This window comes from Streptomyces verrucosisporus (genome assembly GCF_017114865.1).
GTDB classification, from domain to species: Bacteria; Actinomycetota; Actinomycetes; order Streptomycetales; family Streptomycetaceae; genus Streptomyces; species Streptomyces fenghuangensis.
Genome location: NZ_JADEYH010000002.1, coordinates 202,009 through 217,281, shown reverse-complemented (window position 1 = coordinate 217,281; position 15,273 = coordinate 202,009). Strand labels below are relative to the sequence as shown.

Here is a 15,273-nt window from a genome sequence, read left to right as displayed (position 1 = left end):
GGGGAGAGAGATGACCGATGCGGCAGTGGGGCGGGCCGGGCGTCCGAGGACGGTGGAGGCGGCGTTCGCGCTGTCGCTCGCGGCGATCGCTCTCCAGGCCGTCGTCTGGGTGCTGGGTACGTTCGTCGTCTCCCCCACCGGGCTGGAGGAGCTGCGCGGCGAACTGGGGCGGGACGGCGCGACACGGCAACTCGCCGTCCCCGCCGGTCTCCTGGCCGCCCTCGGCGCCCTGTGGCTGCTGTTCTGCTTCAGGATGCGCGCGGGCGACGGACGGGCCCGGATCGCGCTCACCGTCGTCGGCCTCTTCAGCGGGCTGTTCTTCCTCAACGCCCTGAGTAAGGACGGATTCCGGTGGACGGCGGACGGTGGGATCGGCGACCTGCTGCTGACCGACCTCCTGCCGGACCTGCTGGCGGCCGGGGCCATCGTGATGATGTTCCTCCCGGCCTCCAACGCCTACTTCTCGGCGGCACGGCGAGAGGGGCGGTAGACCGCCCGGGCGGCCGCGCCCGTCAGCGCGGGCGCCCGAGCGCCCCCTGGAGGCTTCCCGTGATCGTCACACGATCACAGGAAGCCTCGTCGCGTCGCCCGACCGGGTGTCAGGACCGGCGGTTTCGCCGATTTCGGGAGCGGTCCGGAGCCGTAATGGTGTGACACCCCCTCACACCCCTGTGCATGTCTCCTGGAGGAAACCATGCGCGTCCCCCGTCTCCTGACCACCGCCCTGCTGGCCCTGGCGACGGCGTTCGCCGTACCGGCCGCCCCCGCGTCCGCCGCCGAGGACGCCACGCGGAACGCGGCCGAGAACTACGTGGCCCTCGGCGACTCCTACTCCTCCGGCACCGGCGCCGGGGACTACTCCGACCTGCTGTGCACCCGCAGCGGGAACGCCTACCCGGCCCGGTGGGCGCAGGCGTCCGCGCCCGCGTCCTTCACCTCCGCCACCTGCGGCGGGGCGAAGACCCCGGACGTGCTGAACAACCAGGTGCGGTATCTGGACCAGAGCACGACGCTGGTGAGCATCAGCATCGGCGGCAACGACTCCGGTTTCGCCTCCACCATGCTGACCTGCATGTTCTCCTCGCAGTCGACCTGCGAGCAGAGACTGGACGAGGCCGCCGACTACGCCCGGAACGAACTGCCCGGCGAACTGGACGCCCTGTACGCCACCATCCGCGACCGCGCGCCGAACGCCGAGGTCGTCGTCGTGGGCTACCCCTACCTCTACAAGGAGGGCGGCTTCTGCCTGAGCATGGGCTCGGGCAAGCGCGAGGCGATCAACGACGGCTCGGACGTGCTCAACCAGGTGATCTCCGGCCGCGCCACCGCCGCCGGGTTCTCCTTCGCGGACGCCCGTCCCGCCTTCGCCGGGCACGAGATCTGCACGGGCGACCCGTGGATCAGCTCCTCCAACATCCACCCCACGGCCGAGGGCCATGAGAAGGGCTATCTGCCGGCCTTCTCCGCCGTGGTCCGGTAGGGCGCGCGGGCGCCTGCGCGCGGGCCGGCCACCGGACGGAACCGTACGCAGGCACCACACGGGCCCGTTCCGCCGTCCTCCCGGCCGCGTGCGCCCCCGTCAGGAACGGTCGTAGGGGTCCGTGTACGGCTCGACGGACTGGCGGACGGTCTCCTGGACCGGCTCCATACGAGGCCCGGGAGCGTAGTGGCGGGCTCGCGCCCTGCCGTGCGGGACGAGCCAGCCGAGGCGGACGAGCTCGCGGATGTCGCGAATGGCCTGCTGATCGCTGATGCCGGCGTCCTGCTGGTACACGGTCCGGCGCACCTTCGAACCCCAGAAGGCCGGCAGCAGCGCGTGGACCACCCGCTCGTCCAGCCCCGCGGTCCCGGCCTCCTCGGTGAGACGGACCCACGCCCGCGAGAGCAGGTCGGTGCGGCGCCGGGCCTGCTGGGCCTGGCGGTGGTGCGCCCGGAGGCAGAAGCGGATCCACGGGCGGGTGTCGCGTTCCGGGCTCCACGACGGGCCGCCGACCTGCTGGAGGACCTGGTAGTAGGCGTAGGTGTTCTGGCCGCGCCCGAGCCACTCCTCGATGGAGGAGAACTCCGGCGGCATGACGCCCTCACGCGCGAACACCAGGGTGGACAGCGCACGGGACATACGGCCGTTGCCGTCCTTCCAGGGGTGGATGTTGACCAGGTTCAGATGGGCCATGGACGCGCGAACGTGTACGGGCGCGTCGAGGTCGCCCTCGTTGAGCCAGTCGATCAACTCGTCCATGAGGGCCGGCACCTGTGCGGCCCCGGGAGCGGTGTAGGCGGGGACGAGGGGGTCGTCGGGGCTGGTGACGTACACCGGGCCGTCGCGCCAGCGGCCGGGCCGCTTGTCCAGGTGGTGCCCCTGCATCATGAAGTGCAGGCCGTTCAGCAGCCCCACGTCGTAGCGGAAGTCGGTCCCCGTGTCGGCGAGGGCCTGGATGTAGGTCATCGCACGCCGGTAGCCCTCCAGCTCGGCACGCGTGCGTTCCCCGGTCTCCAGGGGCTCCTCCCCAGCCATCAGGGCCTCGACGTCGTCGACGGTCGCGGCGTAGCCCTCGATCGTGTTGGAACCCGCGATCGCCCGCGCCGTCAGGTTCCGGCGGAGCTGTCCCGACCAGCGCGGACCCGCCCGCAGCACGTGCCGCAGCCGGTGCCGCATCCGGTCGATCTCCTCGAGTACGCGCAGGTCGTCGGCGTCCGGGGCGGGGGTTTCATAGAGCACGCCATCATGACACCATGACACTGTCATAGCGTCAAAGCGAGGGGCTGCCTGCCGGCCTTCTCCGCCGTGGTCCGGTAGGGCGCGCGGCCGCCCGGCCCCCTCCCCTCCACGGGCGCGGGGGCCGGGCGGCCTCGTCCCCCGTCCCGCCGCCGGGGGGGCGGAATCCCGCCGACGGACCGGTAGCGGTTGCGCGCGGCGGCCCGGCTGTCTAGGTTCCGAACGGTCGGCCGGATCAGAGGGGGAACATGTTCGGGTTAGGACTGGCGTCCTACGCGGTCTTCGTCATGGCGGTGCTGGTCATCTGCGTCACTCCCGGCCCCGACATGGTCTACGTCCTCACACACGGCATCAGCCAGGGCACCAGGGCGGGCCTGCTGGCGTCGCTCGGCATGTCGGCCGGAATGGCCTGCCACACCCTCGCGGTCGCGCTGGGACTGGCCACCCTCGTCCAGTCCTCGGAGACGGCCTACCAGGTACTCCGCTACGCCGGGGCCGTGTACCTGCTCTACCTGGCCTGGCACACGCTGCGGGACTCCTCCGGGACCACCTTCGACGGCGAGCACACGGCCGCGTCACCGATGACGGTCTTCCGCAGGGCGACGATCGTCAACCTGCTCAACCCGAAGATCGTCATCTTCTACCTCGCCTTCCTGCCGCAGTTCGTCACGCCCTCCGCGGGAAGCCCCGCCCTCCAACTGCTGGCGCTGGGTGTGACGTTCACCGTGATCGGGCTGCTGGTCGACTGCGCGGTCGCACTGCTCTCGGGCCGGATCGGGGAGCGGCTGCGGAGGAAGCCCGGCTCGGGCACCTGGCTGAACCGGCTCGCGGGGGTCGTCTTCCTCGGCCTCGCCGCCAAGGTCGCCATCGCCTGAGCGGCCGTCCCACCGCCCGTCGCCCCCGCCGTCCGACGACCGGGAGCCCCTCGGACGCGCCGGACCCGGTGTGGTGACGAAGACAGCCGAAGATTCGGAAGAGCGCCCCATGTGCACCGTCACGACCGGCACACCCGCCACCGCACCCGCCTCCGCGCCCGGCCGCCCGGAGGCCGACATCTGCGACGAGGGCGACGCCCTCTACCGGCAGGCGCTGACCCGGGGCAGCGTGCCCGCCGGGCAGGCGCCCGGCTGCCTGCTCGAACTGGGGCTGCTGCGCCGGTCGCCGGAGTGCCCCGGGACGCTGGTGCCGGTGCCGCCGGACACCGCCGCCGCCGGGCTCGCGCGCCCGATCGAGCGGGCCATCCTGGAGCAGGAGCAGGCCCTGCGGTCGGTCCGGTCGGTGCTGGCCCGCGCGGAGGCGGCGTACCGGCAGATCGGCCGGGAGGTCAACCGCACCGCGGACCTGCTGCTCGGCGAGGAGGCCGTAGACCGGGCCCTGCGCCGGGCCGCCCGGTCCTGCGGAAGCGATGTGATGACCGCCCGGCCGGGCGGCGGGCTGGGCGAGGAGTCGCTGGCCCGGACCCTGCCGGAGGCGCTGGACCTGTGCTCCAGGGGGGTGCGGCAGCGGGTGCTGTACCAGCACACCGTGCGCTCCCACGGTCCGACGCTCGCCTACGCGGAGAAGATCACCGCGGCCGGCGCCGAGGTGCGCACACTGGCCGAGGCGTTCAACCAGGTCACCGTCTTCGACGGCGCCGTCGCCTTCATACCCGCCGCCCAGGAGCACCAGCCGGCGGCCCTGTCCGTGCGCCACCCCGCGATCGTGCGCTACCTGGTGAACGCCTTCGACTGCGCGTGGGACCGGGCCGAGCCCGTCTTCCGGGGCACGGACCGGTGGCAGCCGCACGCGTTCACCTCCCAGACCCGGCGGGCCGTACTGCGCCTGATGGTGGAGGGCCACACCGACAAGGCGATCGGGAGCCGGCTGGGCGTGAGCCCCCGCACCGTGGCCAACCACATCAAGTGGGCCGCCGACCACTTCAGGGCCGGCAGCCGGGCCCAACTGGGCTACCTGCTCGCCCGGTCCGGGATCCTGGACTCCCAGCGGCCGGACGGGCGCACCCTGTCCGGCTGAACGGCGTGCCGCCGAAGGCGCTGCGCGGGATGCCGGGCGGTTCCGGGTTGGCCCGGTTTCCGCCCATGTACAACGCCTTCAGGTTTACGCATTGCAGCATCATGCCCCGCGGTGCTCACTTCCCCCCGCCCGCGCGGGTTGGACAGCATGTCCCCGTACCGCACAGCCCGGTGCGAACACCGGGGCACAGGCGTATCTCCCCTGGAGGATGGGTGGACCTCTCGCTGTCCGAACTGAAGCGGCGGAAGACCGGAATCTGCCTCTCCGGAGGGCTTTCCTCCCTCGCGCTGGCCTCCTGGCTGCACAGTGGCGGATACGACGTGGAGGCATTCGTCCTCGACATCGGCCAGTGTCCGGAGAAGGACTTCCGCGAGTTCACCGGCGCGGTGCGCGCGGCCGGCATACCGGTGCACGAGGTGGACGCCCGGCGTGCCATGGCCGACGCGGCGCTCGACGTCGTCGCCTTCCAGGCCCACTACGACGGGGGCTACTGGAACACCACGGGCCTGTCCCGGGCCGTCATCGTCGAGCACGTGGTGCCCGGGCTGCGCCGGGCCGGCGCCGGCGTGCTGGCGCACGGCTGCGTCGGCGGCGGCAACGACCAGCGCCGCTTCGAGCGCTACGGCGCGCACTTCGCGCCGGATCTCGCGGTCTTCGCCCCCTGGCGGGACCCGGAGGTGCTGGCCGCCCTGCCCGACCGGGAGGCGATGGCCCGCCACGTCGCCTCGGCGGGCCTGGTGTGCATGCCGGGCAACACCGCGGAGCACTCCGTCGACGGCAACCTCGCGGGCACCTCCCACGAGGACGCCGGCCTGGAGGACCTGGGGACCACGGCGGCGGGCCTGGAGCGGCTGATGGGCGTGTCGCCCCGGCAGGCGCCGGACCGGGTGGAGACGGTCTCCGTCACCGTCGAGCACGGCCGCCCGGTGGCCCTCGACGGTCACCGCCTGCCACCGGAGGAGCTGCTGGAACTGGCCAACACCGTCGGCGGGCGGAACGGCCTGGGCCTGACCGACGTGGTGGAGCACCGCATCAACGGCACCAAGTGCCGCGGTGTGTACGAGGCTCCGGGCATGGAGCTGCTGTCGCACGCGGTGCGCGCCGCCCACGAGACGGTCACCGACCGGGGCGCCGCGGACACCGCGCGGTTCCTCGCCCGGCAGCTCGCGGTCTGCGTCTACGAGGGGACGGCGCACGGCCGTACCGCCCGGGCGGCGCGGGCCGGTCTGGCCGAGATCGCCGGCCCGGCCGACGCCACCGTCCGGCTCGACCTCTACAAGGGCGGTGTCACCGGGCGGGCGCTGCCGGAGATCGGCGGAGGCGCCGACGTCCTGCGGCAGCGCAGGTTCACCGGCGGAGGCGGCCACAACTGGGACTCGGCGCCCCTCGCCGGGCCCGCGTCCGGATGACCCGCGGGCGGCTTCCGCGCTTTCCCGTGCACTCGTTCACACCTGTCCACTCGCTCTCAGGGGAAACAGACATGCTTCAGCGCACGTTCGGCCGGCTGGGCTGGCGGGTCGGGGAGATCGGCTACGGAATGTGGGGGGTCGGCGCCGGCCCCGGCGGCTGGCAGGGGGCGGACGACGAGACGAGCCTCGCCGCCCTCCAGCTCGCCGTGGACCTCGGCTGCGACGCGTTCGACACCGCGTGGATCTACGGCCGCGGGCACAGCGAGGTCCTGCTGGGGAAGCTCCTCGCGGCCAATCCGGGCAAGGGTCTGAAGGCCTTCACCAAGATCCCTCCCAAGGACCGGCGGTTCCCCTCCACCAGGGACTCCGACGTCGACGACGTGTTCCCGTACGACCACGTCATGGAGTACACCGAGAAGAGCCTGCGCAACCTCGGCGTCCCCCGCGTGGACCTGATGCAGTTCCACGTGTGGGAGGACCACTGGGCGCGGGACGAGCGCTGGCTGACCACCGTTCAGGCGCTGCGGTCCTCGGGCATGGTCGACGGGATCGGCATCAGCGTCAACCGCTGGGAGCCCTGGAACGCGACGGAGGTCCTGCGGACCGGCCTGATCGACAGCGTCCAGGTCATCTACAACATCTTCGACCAGGCGCCCGAGGACGAGCTCTTCCCGCTCTGCCGCGAGCTGGGGATCGGCGTCATCGCCCGCGTCCCGTTCGACGAGGGCACCCTGACCGGGACGCTGACCAGGGACACCACCTGGCCCGAGGGCGACTGGCGGGCCTCCTACTTCGTGCCCGAGAACCTGCACGCCAGCGTGGACCGCGCGGAGGCGCTGAAGAAGATCCTCCCCGACGGCATGACGCTGCCCGAGCTGGCCCTGCGCTTCATCCTGCACAACGACGACGTGCACACCGTGATCCCCGGCATGCGCCGCCCCGCGCACGTCTCCGCCAACATCGCGGCCGGCGACGGCCGCCGGCTGCCCGAGGAGCTGATGCGCGAGCTGCGCGCCCACCGCTGGGACCGGAAGCCGACGGAGTGGTCTCAGTGACCGCCCCCGTACGGCCGGCGGTGCTGGCCCTGTGGTCCCCGCCGCGGTCCATGTCGACGGCCTTCTTCCGGATGATGGTGCAGCGCGGCGACTTCCGCGCTTACCACGAGCCGTTCTCCGAACTGGCCGCCGGGCACGGTGTCGAGGTGGGCGGGCGGCGCCTGACCACGCCGGAGGAGGTGCTGCGGGGGTTCACGGCGGAGTCGGCGAGGAAGCCGGTGTTCTTCAAGGACACCACCGAGTACCCGCACGCCCGCCTCTTCGACGCGCTGCCGCTGGCCGAGGACGTCACGCACACCTTCATCGTCCGCGACCCGCGGCGCGCCATCGAGTCGCACCACGCGGTGAACCCCGGAGTGAAGCTCCCGGAGATCGGTTTCGAGTACCAGTACGAGATATTCGACCGGGTGCGGAGGGAGACGGGGCGCGATCCCGTCGTGGTCGACGCCGACGTCCTCGTCGAGCGCCCCGGCGACACCGTCCGCGCCTACTGCGAGGCCGTCGGCATCCCCTACGACGAGCGGGCCCTGTCCTGGCAGTCGGGGGAGCGCTCCGAGTGGAGCCGCACCAGCCGGTGGCACCAGGACGTGGCCCGCAGCTCCGGCTTCCGGCAGAGCGGCCGGCGCCACGCCGTCACGGTCGACGACAGCCCGGTACTGGCCGGCTACCTCCGGCACCACCTGCCCTTCTACGAGGAGCTGCGCTCCCGCTCCCTCGTCCTGCCCGCCGTCTGAGGGCCCGCCAGCCGCGAGCCCCCGCCGCACGCGACACGCGGCACACAGCACGCAGCCGCCGCGCGCCCCGTCGCGCGGCGGCCCGTGTGCCCGTGTCCGCACAGCCCGCACCGCGCCGCATAGCACAGCCCGCACCGCAGAGCAGTCCTGGAAACGCCTGGAAACGCCTGGAACCACACTCGATTGGGGTCCACGATGCCAGCCAGCACGTCCTCGTCCGCACTGCCCGATCCCAACGGGCGCCGCGCGCCGTACCCGCGGGGCGCCGCGACGACCCTGCACCTGATCGAGGAGCAGGCCCGTGCCACCCCCGACGCCGACGCGCTGTACTACGACGGCGCGACGATGAGCTACCGGGAGCTGGACCGCAGGGCCAACTCCCTGGCCGCGATGCTCGTGGACCACGGCGCGCGCCGGGAGACGCTGCTCCCCCTGCTGGTGAGCGACGGGATGGAACTCCCGCTCGCGATGGTCGCGGCGATGAAGGCCGGCATCCCCTTCATCCCCTTCGACCCGGGCTGGCCCCGGGAGCGGATCGGCGCGCTGCTGCGGGGCCTGGGCACCGACATCGCCGTCGTCTCCCCGCGCACCCCGGCCCCGGCGGCCGGCTGCGCCCGCGCGCTGGTGGCCGACCACCGGAAGCTGGACGGCACCGAAGCCGCCCCCGCCGGCGGGCGCCCCGGCCGCGGCGACCTCGCCTACGGCTTCTTCACCTCGGGCACGACGGGCCTGCCCAAGTGCACGCTCAATGTGCACCGCGGCCTGCTCAACCGGTTCCTCTACATGACCCGCAGGTTCGGCACCGGGCACGTGGCGCTCCAGAACAGCCGGTCGGTCTTCGACTCCTCGCTGTGGCAGCTGCTGTGGCCGCTGACCATGGGCGGCAGCGTCGTCATGCCGCGCCGCGACGGACTGCTCGACCTGGAGCGCACCGTCGACCAGATCGGCCGCCACGGGGTGACGATCACCGACTTCGTGCCGTCGATCTTCACCGTGCTCGTCGACCTGCTCGCCTCGGACCCGGCGCTGGCGCGGGCGGCCGGCTCCCTGCGGCACGTCCTGCTGGGCGGCGAGGCGATCAACGTGGAGGCGGTCCGCAGGTTCCACGGACTGCTGCCCGGCACGGCGATCACCAACACCTACGGTCCCACCGAGGCGTCGATCGGCAGCGTCTTCCACACCGTCACCGCCGACGACGGCAGTGGCGGCGAGATACCCGTCGGCCGCCCCATCGACAACACCTCGGCGGTGGTCGCGGACTCCTCGATGCGGCGCCTGGGCACGGGCGAGACGGGCGAGATCCTCATCGGCGGCGACTGCCTGGGACTGGGCTACCTCGGCGACCCGGAGCGGACCGGGGCGGCGTTCGTGCCCAACCCCTTCCCCGACGTCCCCGGCGACCGCCTCTACCGCACCGGCGACCTCGGTCACTACCGGGCCGACGGCCGCCTGTACTTCGTGGGGCGGCGCGACGACCAGCTCAAGGTGCGCGGGGTGCGGATCGAACCGGCGGAGGTCGAGAGGGCGCTGCTGACGCTGCCGGGGGTACAGGACGTGCGGGTCGTGCTGCGGGGCGAGGCCGACGGCCAGACCCTGGTCGCGGCCGTGGTCGCCCGCGAGGACCTCGACCTCGCGGACACCAGGGCGCGGGCCGGGAAGCTGCTCCCGGCCGAGCTGGTGCCCGACCGGTTCGTACGGATCGAGAGCATGCCCCTGTCCCCCAACGGCAAGGCCGACCGCCGGGCCCTGGCCCGGCTGCTGGACGGGCCGGACTCGACGGAGCGGAACGCCGCGGGGCAGGCCGCGGCGCCCGGGAGCGGCGGCGCCGGGAGCGGGCCGACGCCCGGCGGCGGCCCGGAGGGGGCGGTCCGCTCCCTGTGGGCCGAACTCCTGGGTGTCACCCCCGGTCCGCGGGACGGCTTCTTCGAGATCGGCGGCACCTCCCTCAGCGCCCAGCGGCTCGTGCTGCGCCTGCGCGACCTGTTCGGCCTGCGCCTGTCGGTGCGGGACATCGCCGAGGCGCCGACCGTGGCCGACCAGGTCCGTCTGATCGCCCGGGGCGGGCCGGAGGCCGAGGACGCGGCCGTCCACCGGGAGATGCTGGCCGACGCGGCCGCCCTGGAACCGGACTCACCGCAACCGGCCTCCCCGGCGGCCGTACCGCCCCCGCGGTCCGCGGCCGTCGCCCCGCCCCGGCGCATCCTCCTCACCGGCGGCACCGGCTTCATCGGCATCCACCTGCTGGACGAGTTGCTGCGGTCCACGGCGGCCACCGTCGCCTGCCTGGTCAACGCCGGGGACGACGCGGCCGCCCGCGCCCGGCTCGACGCCCGCGCCCGCCACTACGGCCTGCCCGTCGGCAGCGGCGACGACCGGGTCCGGGTCGTGCGCGGCGACCTCGGCGCCGAGGGGTTCGGGCTGTCCGAGGCCGGCTTCCGGGAGCTGGCCGAGTGGACGGACACGATCGTGCACGCGGGCGCGGAGGTGAACCTCGTCTACCCCTACCGCCGTCTACGCGCGGTGAACGTGCTCGGCACCCGCGAGGTGGTCCGGCTCGCCCGCACCGGCCCCGGGCCGGCCAGCCCCGTGCACCACCTGTCGACGCTCGGCATCCTGCCGCGCGCGCCCCACGACGGCTCGGTGCTCGGCGAGGACGCCTTCCCCGCGGCCGGTGAGGTGCCCGGCGACGGCTACAGCCGGAGCAAGTGGGTCGCCGAGGCGCTGCTGCGCGAGGCCCGGCGGCGGTACGGCCTCCCGGTGAGCCTGTACCGCATGGGCGAGGTGATGCCGCACTCGCGCACCGGCGTCCTCAGCCACGGCGGCAGCCTCGCCGAGTTCGTCCTGACGGCGTGCGCGGAACTCGGCGTCCGCTTCGAGACGGGCGCCCGGGGCGACTTCACCCCGGTGGACAACGTCGGCCGGTTCATCTCGGCGGCGGTGCGCGAGCGCCGCCTGGGCGAGACCTTCCACGTGGTGCAGCGGGAACCGACCCGGCTGGACGACCTCATGGAGGGCTTCGGCCCGGCGCGTGACCTGCGGCACGTGACGTACCGGGAGTTCCGCGAACTGGTCGCGGCACACAGCTCCCCCTCGCTCCAGCGGCTGGCCATGGTCCTGCCCGACCCGGACGACGGGCCGGGGGACCTGGGCGGGCTCTTCCGCGACATCCCCTCGCCGGACTTCAGCCGCAACTGCCACAGATGGGTCCGCTCGCTGGACGTCGAGTGGCTGGGCACCGGGTGGGCGGCGGCCGGGCGACCTGGCGGGGGCGGTCCGGCCACGGGGTGACGCGCCCGGGCGGGAGCGGCCCGGCCGCGGGCCCCGGGCGGAGCGCGCCGTGACCGGACGGCGCCGGCCCGCCAGGGCCGAACGTCCCGGCTCCCGGGGCCGGCCGGGCGGTGGCGGGGCGACCTGCGGCCCCGGCACCGGGGGACCTTCACCACGCCCCGCGGGAGCACTCCGGTGGAAGAGTACGGGTGGGCGCCGAAGCAGCCGGAAAGCGGCACGGCGCGGCAAGGCAAAGCGGACGTCCCGTCCGCGACCCCGCTCGTCCGCTTTCCCCTCTCCTCGCCCCCGGAGGTCGACCATGTTCGGAACGCTCATGCTCCTCGTAGGCCCGGCGCTGGGCTTCCGGCTGCTCGGCGCACTGGGCGTCGGCCGGTTCTCGACGTGGCGGACCGCGGCCGCGCACGGCCTGGCGGTCATGCTGACGGTCACCGCGACCACGCACTTCATCGGCTCGGGCGCCACCGCGATGCCCGGTCACGGGGACATGGCGGCCATGGTCCCGCCGTTCGTGCCGTGGGCCCACACCATGGTCTATCTGACCGGTGTGCTGGAGCTCCTCGGCGCCGTGGGCCTCGTCCTGGCGGCGACCCGCCCGGCGGCCGGGTTCGGTCTGGCCGTCCTCTTCTCGCTGATGCTCCCGGCCAACGTCTACGCCGCGGTCGAGGGTGTCGTGTTCAACGGCGGCGCGGCCACACCCCTGTGGTTCAGGGTCCCCCTGCAGGTGCTCTTCATCGCCGTCGCGCTGTGGGCGGCCGTCGACGACCGCGGCCCGGCCTTGACCGGCGGTGCCGCGACTCCCCGGCACCCCGCTCTACAGCGGTGACCGGGACACGGCGGTGACCGGAAACGGTGGCCGGGAGCGGTGAACCGCTTCCGGCCACCGCCGCGTCCCGGGTCCGCCCGGGTGCGCGAGGGAGGAGGCCGGGGACGCCCGCCGGAGACCGGCCCGGTCAGCCGTCCAGCGTCTCGCGCCAGGTGCGCACCGCGTCCGGGGAGACCGGGGTGTCCCAGCCGCCGGGGCGGGCCGCGCCGCCGATGTGGAAGGCGGTCACGCCCGCCGCGCGCAGGGCGGGGACATGGTCGAGCCCCAGGCCGCCGCCGGCCATCAGCAGCGGGAGGTAGCCGGGCTCCCCGGCGGCCGTACGGGCCGCCTCGGCGCACAGGACGGCCAGGCCCGCCGCCACGCCGTCCGCCGAGCCGGCGGTGAGGTAGGCGTCCAGACCGGGGTGCCCGTCGAGCCGCTTGCGCAGTCCGGCACGGTCGGCGCAGTGGTCGATGGCGCGGTGGAAGGTCCAGCGGCAGCCGGGGACGGCGTCGAGGAGCGCGCCGATCGCGGCGAGGTCCGGCTGCCCGGTGTCGTCGAGGAAGCCGAGCACGAACTCCTCGGCGCCCTCCGCGCGCAGCTCGCGCGCCCGCTCGCACAACTCCTCCAGCGCCGCCTCGCCGCCCGCCGCGAACCCGCCCGCCGCGCGCAGCATCACCCGCACCGGCAGGCCGGTGGCGCCGCGTACGGCGGCGAAGGTCTCCCGGGCGGGGGTGAGGCCGTCGGCGGCCATGTCGCCGACCAGTTCGAGGCGGTCCGCCCCGCCTGTCTGCGCGGCGATCGCGTCGCGTACGTCGAGGGCGATCACTTCGAGGATTGGTCTAGACATATAACGGAGCCTGCCATATCGCGGGACACGCCGGGAAGACGGGGCACACAATTGCGCCATGGCCACGCCGAAGAACCGCCATCCGGCCCACGACGGGCTGCGCGAGCGCTGGACCCGGACCCTCCTGGCCGTACGCCGCCCGGAGGCCGGGCTCCCCGCCGGCACCCCCTCCCCGTACGCCTACGCCGACGACCTCCTCGCCCGCTGGGCCGAGCCCCACCGCCGCTACCACACCACCGACCACCTGATCGCCGTCCTGGACCGCGTCGGCCTGCTCTCCGCGCACTGCTCCGGCCCCGAGGAGGTCGCCACCGTCTCGCTGGCGGCCTGGTTCCACGACGCGGTGTACCTCCCGGACCGCTCCACCAACGAGGAGCGCAGCGCCCGCCTGGCCGAGCGTGCCCTGCCCGAGGCGGGCGTCTCCCCCGCCCCGGCCGCCGAGGTGGCCCGGCTGGTCCGCCTCACCGCCGGACACGACCCGGCCCCCGGCGACACGGGCGGCGAGGTGCTCTGCGACGCCGACCTCGCGGTGCTGGCCGGGCCGCCGCGGGAGTACGCGGCCTACGCCGCCGCCGTCCGCGAGGAGTACGGCTTCGTCCCCGACGAGGCCTTCCGGACCGGGCGCGCCGAGGTACTGCGCCGTCTGCTGGGCCTGCCCGCCCTGTTCCGCACCCGCTACGGCCAAGAGCACTGGGAGCACACCGCCCGCCGCAACCTGGAGACGGAGCTGGAGCTGCTGTCGGCCGGCGAGAGCGGCGCGGCGGACGGCGGGACGGGCGGCCGGACGGGAGGCGGGGAAGCCCGCGACGCGGGGGGCGGGAAGAGCCCGACGTGATCAAAGGCACGAAGGGGGCCGGCGAGGAATGAGGGAACCGCCGGTGATGTTGGGCCCGTACATGCCCCATCCCGATCCCGGCGCCGCCCTCGGCGAAACCCCCGACGCCCCGTCCGGCTCCTCCCCCGGCGCCGCGCCCCCGGCCGCTCCGCCCCGCGCGGGGCGGCCCCGCATGCCCCTGGCCGTCTACGTCCTGGGGCTGTCCGTGTTCGCGCTCGGCACCTCGGAGTTCATGATCGCCGGGCTGCTCCAGCCGATCGCCCGCGACATGTCGGTGACCATTCCGCAGGCCGGGCTGCTGGTGTCCGCCTTCGCCATCGGCATGGTGGTCGGCGCCCCGGTGCTGGCCGGTGCGACGCTGCGGCTGCCCCGCCGCACCACGCTGGTGTCGCTGCTGGCCGTCTTCGGGGCCGGGCAGGTGGCCGGCGCCCTCGCGCCGACGTACGAGGTGCTGTTCGCCTCGCGGGTGGTGAGCGCGCTGGCGTGCGCCGGGTTCTGGGCGGTGGGCGCCGCCGTGGCCGTGTCGCTGGCCCCGGCGGGCGCGAAGGCGAAGGCGATGGCCGTGATGATCGGCGGGCTGAGCGTCGCCAACGTCCTGGGCGTACCGGCCGGGGCGCTCCTGGGGCAGCACGCCGGCTGGCGGGCCGCGTTCTGGGCGGTGGCCCTACTGGCGGGGGTCGCGGTGGCCGGGGTACTGGCGCTGGTGCCGCCCACCCAGCCGCCCACCGGCGCGGACCGGCCCGCACTCCGCCGCGAGCTGCGGATCTACCGCGACGGCCAGGTGTGGCTGGCGCTGGTGATCACCGCGCTCAACGCCGCCGCCACCTTCTGCCTCTTCTCCTACCTCTCCCCGCTGCTCACCGACACCGCAGGCCTGGGCGAGGGCTGGGTGCCGACCGTGCTGGCGCTGTACGGGGTCGGCGCGCTGATCGGCGCCGCGCTCGGCGGCCGGGTCGGCGACGCCCACCTGTTCGGCGCCATGTACGCCGGTCTGGCCGCCACCACCGCCGTACTGGCGCTGCTGGCGCTCACCGCGCACCTGCCCGTGGCCGCCGTCGGGCTGGCGCTGGGGCTGGGGGTGACCTCGTTCTTCACCGCCCCCGCCATCAACGCCCGGATGTTCGAGGTGGCGGGCGCCGCGCCCACCCTGGCCGGCGCGACGACCACCTCGGCGTTCAACATCGGCAACACCCTCGGCCCCTGGATCGGCGGACTGGTGATCACCGCCGGCTGGGGGTACACCGGCGTCTCCTGGGTCAGCGCGCTGCTGGCCGCCGCGGCCGTCGGCGCGACGGTGGCGGCCTCCCGGTGGCACCGGCGCACCGCCGCCTCCCGGATGGTGGCCGGCTCGCCCGCGAACACGTCCGCCGGCGCACCCGGCCGGGTCACCGAGGCCGCGGGCTGATCGGCCGGGCACCAGCCGGGAGGCGGCGGTGCGCCGCGGCCCGGCCGGACCTGCCGCCTCGGCCGCCCTCCCGTTCCGGACCGTTCCGACGCGCCCTGTCCGGGGTACCGGATTACCCTCGGTGGCCGGTGCACCCGCAGGCCACCTGCGACAGGCCTTCCGCCGG

13 protein-coding genes are annotated in these 15,273 nt (G+C 74.3%); 11 read left to right on the top strand and 2 right to left on the bottom strand.

Features of this window, described 5'->3' with window-relative positions; all coding sequences use genetic code 11:
• Window positions 1–10 precede the first annotated feature (10 nt).
• The gene (locus IQ279_RS03935) at window positions 11–490 is read left to right on the top strand and encodes a hypothetical protein (protein ID WP_206346873.1); all 480 of its coding nucleotides are present in this window, start codon (window positions 11–13) and stop codon (window positions 488–490) included.
• A 204-nt stretch (window positions 491–694) separates the two neighbouring features.
• Complete coding sequence (locus IQ279_RS03930) at window positions 695–1,480, top strand: SGNH/GDSL hydrolase family protein (RefSeq protein ID WP_206346872.1); 786 nt, start codon at window positions 695–697, stop codon at window positions 1,478–1,480.
• 99 nt (window positions 1,481–1,579) lie between these two features.
• Here IQ279_RS03930 and IQ279_RS03925 read toward each other — a convergent pair whose 3' ends face one another.
• Entirely contained in the window at window positions 1,580–2,719 is a 1,140-nt protein-coding gene (locus IQ279_RS03925; protein ID WP_307792147.1) for a Fic family protein, read from the bottom strand.
• A gap of 245 nt (window positions 2,720–2,964) precedes the next feature.
• On the opposite strand from IQ279_RS03925, the gene IQ279_RS03920 reads away from it, so the two are divergent.
• The 7 genes from IQ279_RS03920 (at window position 2,965) to IQ279_RS03890 (ending at window position 12,038) form a co-directional block, all read left to right on the top strand.
• Window positions 2,965–3,591, top strand: a complete 627-nt coding sequence (locus tag IQ279_RS03920) for a LysE family translocator (RefSeq protein ID WP_206346871.1) — start codon at window positions 2,965–2,967, stop codon at window positions 3,589–3,591.
• Window positions 3,592–3,700: 109 nt separating this feature from the next.
• The gene (locus IQ279_RS03915; RefSeq protein WP_206346870.1) at window positions 3,701–4,729 is read left to right on the top strand and encodes a helix-turn-helix transcriptional regulator; all 1,029 of its coding nucleotides are present in this window, start codon (window positions 3,701–3,703) and stop codon (window positions 4,727–4,729) included.
• A gap of 212 nt (window positions 4,730–4,941) precedes the next feature.
• On the top strand, window positions 4,942–6,138 hold the full coding sequence (locus IQ279_RS03910; protein ID WP_206346869.1) for an argininosuccinate synthase domain-containing protein: 1,197 nt from the start codon (window positions 4,942–4,944) through the stop codon (window positions 6,136–6,138).
• 71 nt (window positions 6,139–6,209) lie between these two features.
• Window positions 6,210–7,193 (top strand): aldo/keto reductase, encoded by a 984-nt coding sequence (locus tag IQ279_RS03905; RefSeq protein ID WP_241027551.1) that lies wholly within the window; start codon window positions 6,210–6,212, stop codon window positions 7,191–7,193.
• Window positions 7,190–7,927 (top strand): sulfotransferase-like domain-containing protein, encoded by a 738-nt coding sequence (locus IQ279_RS03900; RefSeq protein WP_206346867.1) that lies wholly within the window; start codon window positions 7,190–7,192, stop codon window positions 7,925–7,927. Before IQ279_RS03905 ends, IQ279_RS03900 begins: the two co-directional genes overlap by 4 nt.
• 195 nt (window positions 7,928–8,122) lie before the next feature.
• Window positions 8,123–11,215, top strand: coding sequence for a non-ribosomal peptide synthetase (locus IQ279_RS03895; protein WP_206346866.1), 3,093 nt, complete (start codon window positions 8,123–8,125; stop codon window positions 11,213–11,215).
• Between the two features lie 298 nt (window positions 11,216–11,513).
• Window positions 11,514–12,038: a DoxX family protein gene (locus IQ279_RS03890; protein ID WP_206346865.1), complete on the top strand. Its 525-nt coding sequence runs from the start codon at window positions 11,514–11,516 to the stop codon at window positions 12,036–12,038.
• A gap of 127 nt (window positions 12,039–12,165) precedes the next feature.
• On the opposite strand, the gene IQ279_RS03885 is transcribed toward IQ279_RS03890, so the two are convergent.
• Window positions 12,166–12,867 (bottom strand): copper homeostasis protein CutC, encoded by a 702-nt coding sequence (locus IQ279_RS03885; protein WP_206346864.1) that lies wholly within the window; start codon window positions 12,865–12,867, stop codon window positions 12,166–12,168.
• A gap of 58 nt (window positions 12,868–12,925) precedes the next feature.
• Between IQ279_RS03885 and IQ279_RS03880 the strand changes: the two genes are divergently transcribed.
• Window positions 12,926–13,702 (top strand): HD domain-containing protein, encoded by a 777-nt coding sequence (locus tag IQ279_RS03880; protein ID WP_241027550.1) that lies wholly within the window; start codon window positions 12,926–12,928, stop codon window positions 13,700–13,702.
• A 172-nt stretch (window positions 13,703–13,874) separates the two neighbouring features.
• Window positions 13,875–15,107 (top strand): Cmx/CmrA family chloramphenicol efflux MFS transporter, encoded by a 1,233-nt coding sequence (locus IQ279_RS03875; RefSeq protein WP_206347175.1) that lies wholly within the window; start codon window positions 13,875–13,877, stop codon window positions 15,105–15,107.
• The last annotated feature ends 166 nt before the right edge of the window (window positions 15,108–15,273 follow it).

Coding starts and splice junctions, on each gene's coding strand:
- IQ279_RS03880 (WP_241027550.1), top strand. CDS start 12,926: ATGGCCACGCCGAAGAACCGCCATCCGGCCCACGACGGGCTGCGCGAG.
- IQ279_RS03935 (WP_206346873.1), top strand. CDS start 11: ATGACCGATGCGGCAGTGGGGCGGGCCGGGCGTCCGAGGACGGTGGAG.
- IQ279_RS03875 (WP_206347175.1), top strand. CDS start 13,875: ATGCCCCTGGCCGTCTACGTCCTGGGGCTGTCCGTGTTCGCGCTCGGC.
- IQ279_RS03920 (WP_206346871.1), top strand. CDS start 2,965: ATGTTCGGGTTAGGACTGGCGTCCTACGCGGTCTTCGTCATGGCGGTG.
- IQ279_RS03905 (WP_241027551.1), top strand. CDS start 6,210: ATGCTTCAGCGCACGTTCGGCCGGCTGGGCTGGCGGGTCGGGGAGATC.
- IQ279_RS03930 (WP_206346872.1), top strand. CDS start 695: ATGCGCGTCCCCCGTCTCCTGACCACCGCCCTGCTGGCCCTGGCGACG.
- IQ279_RS03890 (WP_206346865.1), top strand. CDS start 11,514: ATGTTCGGAACGCTCATGCTCCTCGTAGGCCCGGCGCTGGGCTTCCGG.
- IQ279_RS03885 (WP_206346864.1), bottom strand. CDS start 12,867: ATGTCTAGACCAATCCTCGAAGTGATCGCCCTCGACGTACGCGACGCG.
- IQ279_RS03915 (WP_206346870.1), top strand. CDS start 3,701: ATGTGCACCGTCACGACCGGCACACCCGCCACCGCACCCGCCTCCGCG.
- IQ279_RS03895 (WP_206346866.1), top strand. CDS start 8,123: ATGCCAGCCAGCACGTCCTCGTCCGCACTGCCCGATCCCAACGGGCGC.